This window comes from Ramlibacter algicola, assembly GCF_016641735.1.
GTDB lineage: Bacteria > Pseudomonadota > Gammaproteobacteria > Burkholderiales > Burkholderiaceae_C > Ramlibacter > Ramlibacter algicola.
The window spans coordinates 3,807,000-3,819,602 of sequence record NZ_JAEDAO010000001.1 but is presented as its reverse complement, the minus strand read 5'-3'; the positions used below and the strand labels follow the sequence as shown (position 1 = coordinate 3,819,602).

The window sequence follows — 12,603 nt, the reverse complement described above, 5'->3', positions numbered from 1 at the left end:
GATGGCCCCCACCGCCGGTGGCTGGCAGACGCTGCTGTACAAGGAAGTGTTGCGCTTCTGGAAGGTGAGCTTCCAGACGGTGGCAGCGCCGGTGCTGACCGCCATGCTCTACCTGCTCGTCTTCGGCCATGTGCTCGAAGGCCAGGCCAAGGTGTACGGCACCGTCGACTACACCGCGTTCCTGGTGCCGGGGCTGGTGATGATGAGCGTGCTGCAGAACGCTTTCGCCAACAGTTCCTCGTCGCTGATCCAGAGCAAGATCACGGGCAACCTGGTGTTCCTGCTGCTCACGCCGCTGTCGCACCGCAGCTGGTTCGTCGCCTACGTCGGCGCCTCGGTCGCGCGCGGCATCGCCGTCGGCATCGGCGTCTTCGTCGTGACGTCGCTGTTCGCGCGGCCCGGTCTCGTCGCGCCGCTCTGGATCCTGGTCTTCGCGCTGCTGGGCGCCGGCATGATGGGCGCCCTGGGCCTGATCGCCGGGCTCTGGGCCGAGAAGTTCGACCAGATGGCGGCGTTCCAGAACTTCATCGTGATGCCGATGACATTCCTGTCCGGCGTGTTCTATTCGATCCACTCGCTGCCGCCGTTCTGGCAGGGCGTGAGCCACCTCAACCCGTTCTTCTACATGATCGACGGGTTCCGCTATGGCTTCTTCGGCGTGAGCGACGTGTCGCCCTGGCTCAGCCTGGCCATCGTCGGCAGTGCCTTCGCCGTGGTCAGCGCGATCGCGCTGCACCTCCTGCGTATCGGCTACAAGATCCGCAATTGAAATGACTCCGGACGACCTGCGCTCGATCATCGCCAGCGGCCTGGCCTGCGACCACCTGGAGGTGGAAGGCGACGGCCGGCACTGGTCGGCCGTCATCGTGTCGGCCGCCTTCGAAGGCCGCCGCCCCGTGCAGCGGCACCAGCTGGTCTATGCCACCCTGGGTGCGAGAATGCACACGGACGAGGTGCATGCGCTGTCGATGCGCACGTACACCCCGGCCGAGTGGGCCGCCCACCACCACTGACCTGTCATGGACAAGCTACTGATTCGCGGGGGCCGTGCGCTCCACGGCGAGGTCCGCATTTCCGGCGCCAAGAATGCGGCGCTGCCGGAGCTGTGCGCCGCGCTGCTGACCGACGAACCCGTCACCCTGGAGAACGTGCCGCAGCTGCAGGACGTGAGCACGATGCTCAAGCTGCTGCGCAACATGGGCGTGCAGGTCGACCGCCATGGGGGCGACCGCGTGCACATCGATGCGCGCGGGCTCACGACGCCCGAAGCCCCGTACGAACTGGTGAAGACGATGCGCGCTTCGGTGCTCGCCTTGGGGCCGCTCCTCGCGCGCTTCGGCGAGGCGACCGTGTCGCTGCCCGGCGGCTGCGCCATCGGCTCGCGGCCGGTCGACCAGCACATCAAGGGCCTGCAGCAGATGGGCGCCGACATCGTCGTCGAGCACGGCTACATGATCGCCAGGCTGCCCAAGGGCCGCGAGCGCCTGCGCGGCGCCAGCATCACCACCGACATGGTGACCGTCACCGGCACCGAGAACCTGCTGATGGCCGCCACCCTGGCCGAAGGCGAGACGGTGCTGGAGAACGCGGCGCAGGAGCCGGAGGTCACCGACCTGGCCGAGATGCTCATTCGCATGGGCGCCCGCATCGAGGGCCACGGCACCAGCCGCATCCGCATCCAGGGCGTGTCGCGCCTGTCCGGGTGCACGCACCACGTGGTGCCGGACCGCATCGAGGCGGGCACGTTCCTGTGCGCGGTCGCCGCGGCCGGGGGCGACGCGCTGCTGCGGCATGCGCGCGCCGACCACCTCGAAGCGGTGATCGAGAAGCTGCGCGCCGCCGGCGCGACGGTGACGCCGGTGCCCGAAGGCATCCGCATCCGCAGCGAGGGCCGGCCGAAGGCGCAGAGCTTCCGCACGACCGAGTACCCGGGCTTCCCCACCGACATGCAGGCGCAGTTCATGGTGCTGAACGTCGTGGCCGAAGGCGCCTCGCACGTGACCGAGACCATCTTCGAGAACCGCTTCATGCACGTGAACGAGCTGCTGCGGCTCGGGGCGCGCATCCAGGTCGACGGCAAGATCGCGGTCATCGAAGGCGTGCCGCGCCTGTCCGGTGCGGCGGTGATGGCCACCGACCTGCGCGCGTCGGCCAGCCTGGTGATCGCGGGCCTGGTCGCCGAGGGCGAGACCCTGGTCGATCGCATCTACCACCTGGACCGCGGCTACGACCGGATGGAAGCCAAGCTCGCCGGCCTCGGCGCCGACATCGAACGCGTGGGCGGACGGTGACCGGCATCACGCTCGCCCTGTCCAAGGGCCGCATCTTCGACGAGACGCTGCCGCTGCTCGCGCAGGCGGGCGTGCGCGTGCTGGAGGACCCGGACACGTCGCGCAAGCTGATCCTCGCAACCAACCAGCCGGACGTCCGCGTTGTCCTGGTGCGCGCCACCGACGTCCCGACCTACGTGCAGTACGGGGGCGCCGACCTCGGCGTGACGGGCCTCGACACGCTGCTGGAACACGGCAACCAGGGCCTGTACCAGCCGCTGGACCTCGCCATCGCGCGCTGCCGCATGAGCGTGGCGGTGCGCGCCGATTTCGACTACGCCAGCGCCGTGCGCCAGGGTTCGCGCCTGCGCGTCGCCACCAAGTACGTGGGCATCGCGCGCGAGTTCTTCGCCGCCAAGGGCGTGCACGTCGACCTGATCAAGCTGTACGGCAGCATGGAACTGGCCCCGCTCACCGGGTTGGCCGATGCCATCGTCGACCTGGTGTCCACCGGCAGCACGCTCAAGGCCAACGACCTCGTCGAGGTCGAACGCATCATGGACATCAGTTCGCGCCTGGTCGTCAACCAGGCCGCGCTGAAGCTGAAGCAGGCCCCGATGCGCCGGCTGATCGACGCGTTCGCGCAGGCTTCCTGCGGAAAGGCGTCCGCGTGAGCACCGCGCGTCCCTTGCGGCTGTCCACCGCCGATGCGGGCTTCGACGCCGCGTTCCAGCAGCGCCTGCACTGGTCCGCGGACACCGACGCGTCGATCGAGCAGGCGGTGACGGACATCCTGGCGGCCGTGCGCGATCGCGGCGACGCCGCGGTGCTGGAGTTCACGTCGCGCTTCGATGGCTTGCAGGCGAACAGCCTGGAAAACCTCGAGCTGCAGGCGGCCGACCTGAAGGCGGCCTTCGATGGGCTTCCATCCGACCAGCGCACCGCGCTCGAAACGGCGGCTGCGCGCGTGCGCAGCTACCACGAGGCGCAGAAGCGGGCGAGCGGCGAGAGCTGGAGCTACCGCGACGCGGACGGCACGCTGCTCGGGCAGAAGGTGACCCCGCTGGACCGCGTCGGCATCTACGTGCCGGGCGGCAAGGCGGCGTATCCGTCGTCGGTGCTGATGAACGCGATCCCCGCGCAAGTGGCCGGCGTCGGCGAGATCGTGATGGTCGTGCCCACGCCGCGGGGCGAGCGCAACCCCCTGGTGCTGGCCGCGGCGCACGTCGCGGGCGTGCACCGCGCGTTCGCGATCGGTGGCGCGCAGGCGGTCGGCGCGCTCGCGTACGGCACGCAGACGGTGCCGCGCGTCGACAAGATCACCGGCCCGGGCAATGCCTACGTAGCCAGCGCCAAGCGGCGCGTGTTCGGCCAGGTCGGCATCGACATGATCGCGGGGCCGAGCGAGATCCTCGTGCTGGCGGACGGCACGACGCCGGCGGACTGGGTGGCGATGGACCTGTTCTCGCAGGCCGAGCACGACGAACTGGCGCAAAGCATCCTGCTGTGCCCCGACGCGGCGTACGTGGATCGCGTGCAGCAGGAGATCGACCGGCTGCTGACGTCGCTGCCGCGCGCCCGGATCATCGCGGCCTCGATGACGAACCGCGGCGCGCTGATCCACACGCGTTCGATGGACGAGGCCTGCGCCATCAGCAACCGCATCGCCCCCGAACACCTCGAGATCGCCAGCGCCGAGCCGCACCGCTGGGAGCCGCTGCTCAAGCACGCCGGCGCCATCTTCCTCGGCGCGTTCACCAGCGAGAGCCTGGGCGACTACTGCGCCGGTCCCAACCACGTGCTGCCCACCAGCAGCACGGCGCGCTTCTCCAGCCCGCTGGGCGTGTACGACTTCCAGAAGCGCAGCAGCCTGATCGAGGTCAGCGAGCAGGGCGCGCAGTCGCTCGGCCGCATCGCGTCGGTTCTTGCGCACGGCGAAGGCCTCCAGGCGCACGCGCGCGCCGCCGAGATGAGGCTCAAGCCATGAGCAAGTTGCCGGACCGCCTGGCACGCCTGCTGCGCTCGGACGTGCAGGGCATGCACGCCTATGCGGTGCAGCCGTCGGCCGGGCTGGTGAAGCTCGACGCGATGGAGAACCCGCATCGCCTGTCGCCGCAACTGCAGCGCCAACTGGGCGAGCGTCTGGGCGCGGTCGCCATCAACCGCTATCCGGGCTCGCGCCTCGACGACCTCAAGGCGGCCCTGCATCGGCATGCGCAGGTGCCTGCCGGCTTCCAGCTGATGCTGGGCAACGGGTCGGACGAACTGATCTCGATGCTTGCAATGGCGTGCGACGTGCCCGGCGCGACCATCGTCGCGCCGGTGCCCGGCTTCGTCATGTACGCGATGAGCGCGCAGCTGCAGGGCCTGAAGTTCGTCGGCGTGGATCTGACGCCCGACTTCGAGCTGGACGAGCGCGCGATGCTGGCGGCGATCGAGCAGCACCAGCCGTCGATCGTCTACCTCGCCTACCCGAACAACCCCACGGCGAACCTGTGGGACGACGCCGCCATCGAGCGCATCGTGCAGGCCGCGCCCGGGCTGGTGGTGATGGACGAGGCGTACCAGCCCTTCGCCAGCCGCAGCTACATCGACCGCATCGGCCGCCACGAGCACGTGCTGCTGATGCGCACCCTGAGCAAGTTCGGCCTGGCCGGCGTCCGCATCGGCTATCTCATCGGTCGCGAGGCGCTCATCGCCGAAGTCGACAAGGTCCGCCCGCCTTACAACGTGAGCGTGCTCAACGCCGAGGCGGCGCTGTTCGCGCTCGAGCACGCCGACGTGTTCGAGGCCCAGGCCGCGGACCTGCGGGCCGAGCGGGGCCGCCTGCTCGAGCGCCTCGCGCAACTGCCCGGCGTGCAGGCCTGGCACAGCGACGCCAACATGGTGCTGGTGCGGGTGCCCGATGCGGCACGCACCTTCGCGGGCATGAAGCAGCGCGGGGTGCTCGTCAAGAACGTTTCTACAATGCATCCATTGCTGGCCCGCTGCCTGCGCCTGACCGTCGGCACCGCCGATGAAAACGCGCAGATGCTCGCGGCCCTGCAACAGTCCCTATGACCACGCCCCGCATCGCCGAAGTCACCCGCAACACCGCGGAGACGAAGATCACCGTCAAGGTCAACCTGGACGGGACCGGCCAGGCGCGCCTGGCGACGGGCATCGGCTTCTTCGACCACATGCTGGACCAGATCGCCCGCCACGGCATGGTCGACCTGGACATCCAGGCCCAGGGTGACCTGCACATCGACGGCCACCACACGGTGGAAGACGTGGGCATCACCTTCGGCCAGGCGGTGGCCCAGGCGATCGGCGACAAGAAGGGCATCCGCCGCTACGGGCATGCGTACGTGCCGCTGGACGAGGCGCTGTCGCGCGTCGTGCTGGACTTCTCCGGCCGGCCCGGCCTCGTGATGAACGTGCCGTTCAAGAGCGGGATGATCGGCAGCTTCGACACCCAGCTGGCGCACGAGTTCTTCCAGGGCTTCGCCAACCACGCCTTCGTCACCCTGCACGTGGACAACCTGCGCGGCGACAACGCGCACCACCAATGCGAAACCGTGTTCAAGGCCTTCGCGCGCGCGCTGCGCGCGGCCGCGGAACTCGATCCGCGCGCGGCCGGCACGATCCCGTCCACCAAGGGCTCCCTCTGATGGCGACCTGGGCCGCCGCCGCGGTCCGCTTCGATCGATGAAGACCGTCGCAGTCGTCGATTACGGCATGGGCAACCTGCGGTCCGTTTCGCAGGCGGTGCTGCACGCCGCGCAGGGCAGTGGCTTCGAGGCCGTGATCACCTCGCGCGTGGACGACGTCCGCGCCGCCGACCGCATCGTGCTGCCCGGCCAGGGCGCCATGCCCGATTGCATGCGCGAACTGCGTGATTCGGGCCTGCAGCAGGCGGTGCTCGACGCCGCCGCGGCGAAACCGCTGTTCGGCGTGTGCGTGGGCATGCAGATGCTGCTGGAACGAAGCGAGGAAGGGCCGAGCGAAGGCCTGGGCCTGTTCCCCGGCGAGGTCCGCCGCTTCCAGCTGGAAGGCCGGCGGCAACCCGATGGCAGCCGTTTCAAGATTCCGCAGATGGGTTGGAACCGCGTGCGCCAGGCGCAGCGGCATCCGATGTGGGCCGGCATCCCGGATGGCGCCTGGTTCTATTTCGTCCACAGCTTCCATGCCTGCCCGTCGGATACGCGCCACAGCGCAGGGGAGGCCGATTACGGCGGAAGCTTTACCGCCGTGCTGGCCCGCGATAATATTTTTGCGACCCAGTTCCACCCCGAGAAAAGCGCTGACGCCGGCCTGGCCCTCTACCGAAATTTCCTGCGCTGGAATCCCTGACGCAAGTCCGGGCCGTCCGCCGGCCCCCATCGCAGCCCCCGCCGTTCCACCTGCCGCGCCATGCTCCTGATCCCCGCCATCGACCTCAAGGACGGCCATTGCGTCCGCCTCAAGCAAGGCGACATGGACCAGGCCACCGTGTTCAGCGAGGACCCCGCCGCCATGGCCCGCCAGTGGCTGGAGCGCGGCGCGCGCCGCCTGCACCTGGTGGACCTCAATGGCGCGTTCGCCGGCAAGCCGCAGAACTTCGCGGCCGTGAAGGCCATCCTGCGCGCCGTCGGTGACGACATCCCCGTGCAACTGGGTGGCGGCATCCGCGACCTCGACACGATCGAGAAGTACATCGACGCCGGCCTGCGCTACGTGATCATCGGCACGGCGGCCGTGAAGAACCCCGGCTTCCTGAAGGACGCGTGCGTGGCTTTCGGCGGCCACGTCATCGTGGGCCTGGACGCCAAGGACGGCAAGGTCGCCACCGACGGCTGGAGCAAGCTCACCGGCCACGAGGTGGTCGACCTGGCCCGCAAATTCCAGGATTGGGGCGTCGAGTCCATCGTCTACACCGACATCGGCCGCGACGGCATGCTCACCGGCATCAACGTCGACGCCACGGTCAAGCTGGCGCAGTCGCTCACCATCCCCGTCATCGCTTCCGGCGGCCTCTCGGGCATCGCCGACATCGAGAAGCTGTGCGCGGTGGAGGACGAAGGCATCGAGGGCGTGATCTGCGGGCGCGCCATCTACAGCGGCGACCTCGATTTCGCGCAGGCGCAGACCCGCGCCGACGAACTGGCCCAGGGCTGAACGCCTCCTTGCGGCCCGCCGCCGCATCCCCGGAACCGCCCGTGCTCGCCAAACGCATCATTCCCTGCCTCGACGTGACCGGCGGCCGCGTGGTCAAGGGCGTCAACTTCGTCGAACTGCGCGATGCGGGCGACCCGGTCGAGATCGCCGCCCGCTACAACGAGCAGGGCGCCGACGAACTCACGTTCCTCGACATCACGGCGACCAGCGACGGCCGCGACCTGATCCTGCACATCATCGAGGCGGTGGCGGCGCAGGTCTTCATCCCGCTCACCGTGGGCGGCGGCGTGCGCACCGTCGAGGACGTGCGCCGGCTGCTGAACGCGGGCGCGGACAAGACGAGCTTCAATTCCGCCGCCATCGCCAACCCCGACGTCATCAGCGCCGCCTCGTCGAAGTACGGCGCGCAGTGCATCGTGGTGGCCATCGACGCCAAGAAGCGCGGCGGCGGCGAGCTCGCGCTGCGCGGCCCCGGCTGGGACGTCTACAGCCACGGCGGCCGCAAGAACACGGGCCTGGATGCCGTGGCATGGGCGACGGAGATGGCGCGCCGCGGGGCCGGCGAGATCCTGCTGACCAGCATGGACCGCGACGGCACCAAGTCCGGCTTCGACCTGGAACTCACCCGCGCCGTCACGGACGCCGTCAACGTGCCGGTGATCGCTTCGGGTGGCGTGGGCACCCTCGACCACCTGGCCGACGGCATCCAGATCGGTGGCGCCGACGCGGTGCTCGCCGCGAGCATCTTCCACTACGGCGAGTACACGGTCGCGCAGGCCAAGGCCCGCATGGCCGAGCGCGGAATCCCCGTCCGCACCTGACCGCGCCCGCGAATGGCGGACAATCCGCGCATGCAGTGGCTCGAGCAGGTCAAGTGGGACGCCTCCGGGTTGGTCCCCGTGGTCGCGCAGGAACGATCTTCCGGCGACGTGCTCATGTTCGCCTGGATGGACCGCGAGGCCCTGCGCCTCACGGCCGAGACGCGCCGGGCCACTTACTACAGCCGCTCGCGCCAGCGCCTCTGGCCCAAGGGCGAGAGCTCGGGCCACGTGCAGGAAGTGCACGAGATCCGTCTGGACTGCGACAACGACGTGGTGCTGCTCAAGGTGACGCAGCATGGCCACGATCCCTCCATCGCCTGCCATACGGGCCGCCACAGCTGCTTCTTCCAGCGGCTGGAAGGCGCGCAGTGGCAGCCTGTCGAGCCGGTCCTGAAGGACCCGGCCGCCATCTACAGCTGACGCCATGGCTTCCGACGATTCCCTCGCCCGCCTGGCCGCCGTGATCGAGAGCCGCAAGCCGGCCCGTGGCGGCGACCCCGAGGCCAGCTACGTGGCGCGCCTGCTGCACAAGGGGCCCGACGCGATCCTGAAGAAGATCGGCGAGGAGGCCACGGAGGTGGTGATGGCGGCCAAGGACGCCAGCCACGGCGGCGATCCCGCGCGGCTGGTGGGCGAAGTCGCGGACCTGTGGTTCCACAGCATGATCGCGCTGGCGCACTACGGGCTGTCGCCGGCCGACGTCATCGCCGAACTGGAGCGCCGCGCCGGCACCAGCGGCATCGAGGAAAAGGCGCTCCGCAAGGCGCGTGAACGCGAAGGAGCAGGCGAGTGAGCCAGACCGACTACGACACGTTCGAGGCCAAGACCCCCCGCGACCGCACGATCATGCACGTGCTGTACGGCCTGCACACGATCTCGTGGGCCAGCATGTACACGCTGGCGATCGTCGCGGTGATCGTCAACTACATCCGGCGCGGCGACGAGGTCGACGCGCTCTACGTCGCGCACCACAACTACATGATCTCCACGTTCTGGTGGACGGTCCTGTGGCTCATCCTGTCGTGGCCGATCGCGCTGGTCATGGGGCTGACGATCATCCTGATCCCGCTCATGTGGCTGCCGTTCACCGTCGCGGGGCTCTGGTACCTGTACCGCTGCATCCGCGGCTGGCTGCGCTTCAACGACAACCGGCTGCCATGACGGCCATGCACGACCCGAACTGCCTCTTCTGCAAGATCGTCGAGGGCAAGATCCCCTCGCACAAGGTGTACGAGGACGACGAGATCTTCGGCTTCCGCGACATCCACCCGTGGGCGCCGGTCCACTTCCTGCTGGTGCCCAAGGCCCACGTGGCCTCGCTCGCGCAGGTCGACGAGTCGCACGCCGCCATGCTCGGGCGCATGCTGGCGGTGGCGCCGAAGCTCGCGCTGCAGGAGGGCGCCCGGCCCTATCCCGAAGGCGGGTTCCGGGTCGTGGTCAACACGGGCGACGACGGCGGGCAGGAAGTGCACCACCTTCACGTGCACGTCATCGGCGGCCCGCGCCCCTGGCTCAAGGGGTAACGAAGGGTTAGTGCTTGCTTTGCGTCGGGGCAATCCGGCGCGAGCTCATCGCGTGGGCGACTAAAATCGCCGATTCATTCAGGAGTGACTCCATGGGTTCCATTTCGATTTGGCATTGGCTGATCGTGCTGCTGATCGTCGTGCTGGTGTTCGGCACCAAGAAGCTGAAGAACATGGGCTCCGACCTCGGCGGCGCCGTCAAGGGCTTCAAGGACGGCATGCGCGACGGGTCGGCCCCCGAGGGCACGGACCCGGCCACGCCCAACCAGCAGGTGACCAACGCGCCTGGCGCGACGGACAAGGCCACCATCGACGTCGAGGCTCGCAACAAGTCGTGAAGCACCTGCCGCGCGCGCGCGCCGCATGATCGACCTCGGCATTTCCAAGATGGCCCTGATCGGGGCGGTGGCGCTCATCGTCATCGGCCCCGAGAAGCTGCCGCGCGTCGCCCGCACGGTGGGGACGCTGCTCGGCAAGGCCCAACGCTACGTCAACGACGTCAAGGCGGAGGTCAACCGCTCGATGGAGCTCGACGAACTTCGCAAGATGAAGGAAAGCGTCGAGACCGCCGCCCGCGACGTCGAACAGTCCGTGCGCACCGGCACGGCCGATTTCGAGAAGCAGTGGTCGGACGGGCTGAATGCGCCGGAGGCGCAGCCCCCCGAATCGATCGAGCCCGCGTTCCCCACCTACCGTCACCCGAGGAAGAACTGGCGCCTGAAACAGGGCGCCACGCCGCAGTGGTACAAGGCCCGCAACGGCGTCCGCACCCGCGCGCTCTCGGGCGCCGCCCGCGTGGCGCGCTACCGCCCGAAGAAGTTCGACTGACCGCATGTCCACCTCCACGCCGGACGACGAACTCGCCGGGACCGAGCAGCCCTTCGTCGCCCACCTCATCGAGCTGCGCGACCGCCTGCTGTACTGCATCTACGGCATCGCCGCGGCGGTGATCGCCCTGGCGATCTGGCCGGGCCCCAACGGGCTGATCGACCTGATCGCGCGGCCGATCCGCGCGCACATGCCGCCGGACGCCAAGCTGATCGCGATCGGCGTGTTCTCGCCGTTCTTCGTGCCCCTGAAGGTCCTGCTGCTGGTGGCCGTGCTGCTGGTGCTGCCCTGGCTGATGTACCAGCTGTGGGCCTTCATCGCGCCCGGGCTGTACAGCCACGAAAAGCGCTTCGCGCTGCCGCTGATCTTCTTCGGCAGCCTGCTGGCCTACCTGGGCATCGGCTTCGTGCAGTTCTTCGTGCTGGACCGCATGTTCGCGTTCATCCAGGGCTTCACGCCGAGCAGCGTGGCGGCCACGCCGGACATCGCTTCGTACGTCGAAGCCATCCTGTCGCTGTACATCGCCTTCGGCCTGGCTTTCCAGGTGCCCATCGTGGTGATGCTGCTGGTGCGCTTCGAGATGGTGACGGTGGAGAAGCTGCGCGAATTCCGTGGCTACTTCATCGTCGTCGCGTTCGTGGTGGCCGCGGTCGTCACGCCGCCCGACGTCATCTCGCAGCTGGCGCTCGCGGTGCCGATGTGCCTGCTGTACGAGGTCGGCATCCTGGGCTCGCGCTGGTTCTCGCGCATCTCGCGCGCGCCGGACGACGACAAGCCCGAAGAAGCGGAGAAGGCGTCGTCCTGACGCTCAGCGCCGCGGCGCCGGCGGCCGCTGGCGCAGCCCCGGCGTCACCTCCACCTGCACCGGGGCGCCGCGCCGCTGCAACTGGAACGGCACCGCCGTTCCGGGCTTGAGCGCCGCCACCGTGGTCAGCAGTTCCGGCACGTTGGTGACCGGCTTGCCGCCCACTTCGGTGATCACGTCGCCCGGTTGCACGCCGGCCTGCGCGGCGGGGCCGTTCTGCAGCACGCCGGTGATCAGCACGCCGTGGCTCGACTTCACGCCGAACGTCTCCATCAGGTCCGGCGACAGGTCGGCCGGCTCGACGCCGATGTAGCCGCGGCGCACGACGCCTTCCTTCACGATCCCCTCGAGCACCTGCTTGGCGGTGGACACCGGAATGGCGAAGCCGATGCCCATGCTGCCGCCCGAGCGCGAGTAGATCGCGGTGTTGATGCCCATCAGCTGGCCGTTGACGTCGACCAGCGCGCCGCCCGAGTTGCCCGGGTTGATCGCCGCATCGGTCTGGATGAAGTTCTCGAAGGTGTTGATGCCCAGGTTGTTGCGGCCGATCGCGCTGACGATGCCGCTGGTGACGGTCTGGCCGACGCCGAACGGATTGCCGATCGCCAGCACCTGGTCGCCCACCTGCAGCGAGTCGGAATTGCCCAGAACGATCACCGGCAGCCGCTCCAGGTTGATGCGGAGCACGGCGAGGTCGGTGTCGGGATCGGTGCCGATCACCTTGGCTTGCGCGGTGCGGCTGTCGTTCAGCGTGACCTCGATCTCGTCGGCGGCCTCGACCACGTGGTTGTTGGTGAGGATGTAGCCGTCCTGGCTGAGGATCACGCCGCTGCCCAGGCCCAGCTGCGGGCCTTCGCTCGCCTGGTCGCCGAAGAAGAAGCGGAACCACGGGTCGTCGGCGTTCGGGTTGCGCTGGGCCGCCTTGCTGGTGTGGATGCTCACGACGGCGGCCGACGCTCGCAGCGCCGCCTGGCGGAAGCTGCCGGGTGGGGCCGGGCTGTTGGCCGGCGTCGGTGCTTCCACCAGCGCGACACCGGTGCCTTGCGTGACGATGGGGCCACCGTGGCGGACCCAGTCCGGCTTCAGCGTGGCGACGACGAACCAGGCGGCCAGCGCGACGGTGACCGCTTGCGAGAACAGGAGCCAGTAGCGGCGCATCGGATCTGGGGTGGACGGGACGCGGGGAGTGTAGACCTGCGGTTCGGGACGCGGGTCCG

At 69.1% G+C, this 12,603-nt stretch carries 18 protein-coding genes; 17 read left to right on the top strand and 1 reads right to left on the bottom strand.

Features of this window, described 5'->3' with window-relative positions; genetic code table 11:
• Position 1 precedes the first annotated feature (1 nt).
• From I8E28_RS18745 to tatC, 17 genes are all read left to right on the top strand, one after another.
• Positions 2-769, top strand: a complete 768-nt coding sequence (locus tag I8E28_RS18745; protein ID WP_200789726.1) for an ABC transporter permease — start codon at positions 2-4, stop codon at positions 767-769.
• Between the two features lies 1 nt (position 770).
• Complete coding sequence (locus I8E28_RS18740) at positions 771-1,013, top strand: BolA family protein (protein ID WP_200789725.1); 243 nt, start codon at positions 771-773, stop codon at positions 1,011-1,013.
• 6 nt (positions 1,014-1,019) lie between these two features.
• Complete coding sequence (gene murA, locus I8E28_RS18735; protein WP_200789724.1) at positions 1,020-2,291, top strand: UDP-N-acetylglucosamine 1-carboxyvinyltransferase; 1,272 nt, start codon at positions 1,020-1,022, stop codon at positions 2,289-2,291.
• The gene (gene hisG, locus I8E28_RS18730; protein WP_200789723.1) at positions 2,288-2,944 is read left to right on the top strand and encodes an ATP phosphoribosyltransferase; all 657 of its coding nucleotides are present in this window, start codon (positions 2,288-2,290) and stop codon (positions 2,942-2,944) included. Before murA ends, hisG begins: the two co-directional genes overlap by 4 nt.
• Complete coding sequence (gene hisD / locus I8E28_RS18725) at positions 2,941-4,257, top strand: histidinol dehydrogenase (RefSeq protein ID WP_338050803.1); 1,317 nt, start codon at positions 2,941-2,943, stop codon at positions 4,255-4,257. The genes hisG and hisD overlap by 4 nt, the downstream gene beginning before the upstream one ends.
• Complete coding sequence (hisC, locus tag I8E28_RS18720) at positions 4,254-5,330, top strand: histidinol-phosphate transaminase (RefSeq protein WP_200789722.1); 1,077 nt, start codon at positions 4,254-4,256, stop codon at positions 5,328-5,330. Before hisD ends, hisC begins: the two co-directional genes overlap by 4 nt.
• Positions 5,327-5,923 (top strand): imidazoleglycerol-phosphate dehydratase HisB, encoded by a 597-nt coding sequence (gene hisB, locus I8E28_RS18715; protein ID WP_200789721.1) that lies wholly within the window; start codon positions 5,327-5,329, stop codon positions 5,921-5,923. The genes hisC and hisB overlap by 4 nt, the downstream gene beginning before the upstream one ends.
• Before the next feature lie 37 nt (positions 5,924-5,960).
• Entirely contained in the window at positions 5,961-6,605 is a 645-nt protein-coding gene (hisH, locus tag I8E28_RS18710; protein ID WP_200789720.1) for an imidazole glycerol phosphate synthase subunit HisH, read from the top strand.
• 60 nt (positions 6,606-6,665) lie between these two features.
• A complete protein-coding gene (gene hisA, locus I8E28_RS18705) occupies positions 6,666-7,409 on the top strand; it encodes a 1-(5-phosphoribosyl)-5-[(5-phosphoribosylamino)methylideneamino]imidazole-4-carboxamide isomerase (protein ID WP_200789719.1) in 744 nt (247 codons plus the stop codon).
• A gap of 41 nt (positions 7,410-7,450) precedes the next feature.
• Positions 7,451-8,230 (top strand): imidazole glycerol phosphate synthase subunit HisF, encoded by a 780-nt coding sequence (gene hisF, locus I8E28_RS18700; protein ID WP_200789718.1) that lies wholly within the window; start codon positions 7,451-7,453, stop codon positions 8,228-8,230.
• Between the two features lie 30 nt (positions 8,231-8,260).
• Positions 8,261-8,650, top strand: a complete 390-nt coding sequence (gene hisI / locus I8E28_RS18695; protein ID WP_200789717.1) for a phosphoribosyl-AMP cyclohydrolase — start codon at positions 8,261-8,263, stop codon at positions 8,648-8,650.
• Positions 8,651-8,654: 4 nt separating this feature from the next.
• A complete protein-coding gene (locus I8E28_RS18690) occupies positions 8,655-9,023 on the top strand; it encodes a phosphoribosyl-ATP diphosphatase (RefSeq protein WP_200789716.1) in 369 nt (122 codons plus the stop codon).
• Positions 9,020-9,391, top strand: a complete 372-nt coding sequence (locus I8E28_RS18685; RefSeq protein WP_200789715.1) for a hypothetical protein — start codon at positions 9,020-9,022, stop codon at positions 9,389-9,391. Before I8E28_RS18690 ends, I8E28_RS18685 begins: the two co-directional genes overlap by 4 nt.
• A 5-nt stretch (positions 9,392-9,396) precedes the next feature.
• Positions 9,397-9,753, top strand: a complete 357-nt coding sequence (locus tag I8E28_RS18680; RefSeq protein ID WP_200790453.1) for a histidine triad nucleotide-binding protein — start codon at positions 9,397-9,399, stop codon at positions 9,751-9,753.
• A 92-nt stretch (positions 9,754-9,845) separates the two neighbouring features.
• Positions 9,846-10,091, top strand: a complete 246-nt coding sequence (tatA, locus tag I8E28_RS18675; RefSeq protein ID WP_200789714.1) for a Sec-independent protein translocase subunit TatA — start codon at positions 9,846-9,848, stop codon at positions 10,089-10,091.
• A gap of 25 nt (positions 10,092-10,116) precedes the next feature.
• Positions 10,117-10,581, top strand: a complete 465-nt coding sequence (tatB, locus tag I8E28_RS18670) for a Sec-independent protein translocase protein TatB (RefSeq protein ID WP_200789713.1) — start codon at positions 10,117-10,119, stop codon at positions 10,579-10,581.
• A gap of 4 nt (positions 10,582-10,585) precedes the next feature.
• Positions 10,586-11,386: a twin-arginine translocase subunit TatC gene (gene tatC / locus I8E28_RS18665; protein ID WP_200789712.1), complete on the top strand. Its 801-nt coding sequence runs from the start codon at positions 10,586-10,588 to the stop codon at positions 11,384-11,386.
• A 3-nt stretch (positions 11,387-11,389) separates the two neighbouring features.
• Here tatC and I8E28_RS18660 read toward each other — a convergent pair whose 3' ends face one another.
• Positions 11,390-12,544: a trypsin-like peptidase domain-containing protein gene (locus tag I8E28_RS18660; RefSeq protein ID WP_200789711.1), complete on the bottom strand. Its 1,155-nt coding sequence runs from the start codon at positions 12,542-12,544 to the stop codon at positions 11,390-11,392.
• Positions 12,545-12,603 lie beyond the last annotated feature (59 nt).

What these genes read in the sequence shown, in the direction of transcription:
- I8E28_RS18745 (WP_200789726.1), top strand. Translation starts at nt 2, where the DNA reads ATGGCCCCCACCGCCGGTGGCTGGCAGACGCTGCTGTACAAGGAAGTG.
- I8E28_RS18740 (WP_200789725.1), top strand. Translation starts at nt 771, where the DNA reads ATGACTCCGGACGACCTGCGCTCGATCATCGCCAGCGGCCTGGCCTGC.
- murA (WP_200789724.1), top strand. Translation starts at nt 1,020, where the DNA reads ATGGACAAGCTACTGATTCGCGGGGGCCGTGCGCTCCACGGCGAGGTC.
- hisC (WP_200789722.1), top strand. Translation starts at nt 4,254, where the DNA reads ATGAGCAAGTTGCCGGACCGCCTGGCACGCCTGCTGCGCTCGGACGTG.
- hisB (WP_200789721.1), top strand. Translation starts at nt 5,327, where the DNA reads ATGACCACGCCCCGCATCGCCGAAGTCACCCGCAACACCGCGGAGACG.
- hisH (WP_200789720.1), top strand. Translation starts at nt 5,961, where the DNA reads ATGAAGACCGTCGCAGTCGTCGATTACGGCATGGGCAACCTGCGGTCC.
- hisA (WP_200789719.1), top strand. Translation starts at nt 6,666, where the DNA reads ATGCTCCTGATCCCCGCCATCGACCTCAAGGACGGCCATTGCGTCCGC.
- hisI (WP_200789717.1), top strand. Translation starts at nt 8,261, where the DNA reads ATGCAGTGGCTCGAGCAGGTCAAGTGGGACGCCTCCGGGTTGGTCCCC.
- I8E28_RS18690 (WP_200789716.1), top strand. Translation starts at nt 8,655, where the DNA reads ATGGCTTCCGACGATTCCCTCGCCCGCCTGGCCGCCGTGATCGAGAGC.
- I8E28_RS18680 (WP_200790453.1), top strand. Translation starts at nt 9,397, where the DNA reads ATGCACGACCCGAACTGCCTCTTCTGCAAGATCGTCGAGGGCAAGATC.
- tatA (WP_200789714.1), top strand. Translation starts at nt 9,846, where the DNA reads ATGGGTTCCATTTCGATTTGGCATTGGCTGATCGTGCTGCTGATCGTC.
- tatB (WP_200789713.1), top strand. Translation starts at nt 10,117, where the DNA reads ATGATCGACCTCGGCATTTCCAAGATGGCCCTGATCGGGGCGGTGGCG.
- tatC (WP_200789712.1), top strand. Translation starts at nt 10,586, where the DNA reads ATGTCCACCTCCACGCCGGACGACGAACTCGCCGGGACCGAGCAGCCC.
- I8E28_RS18660 (WP_200789711.1), bottom strand. Translation starts at nt 12,544, where the DNA reads ATGCGCCGCTACTGGCTCCTGTTCTCGCAAGCGGTCACCGTCGCGCTG.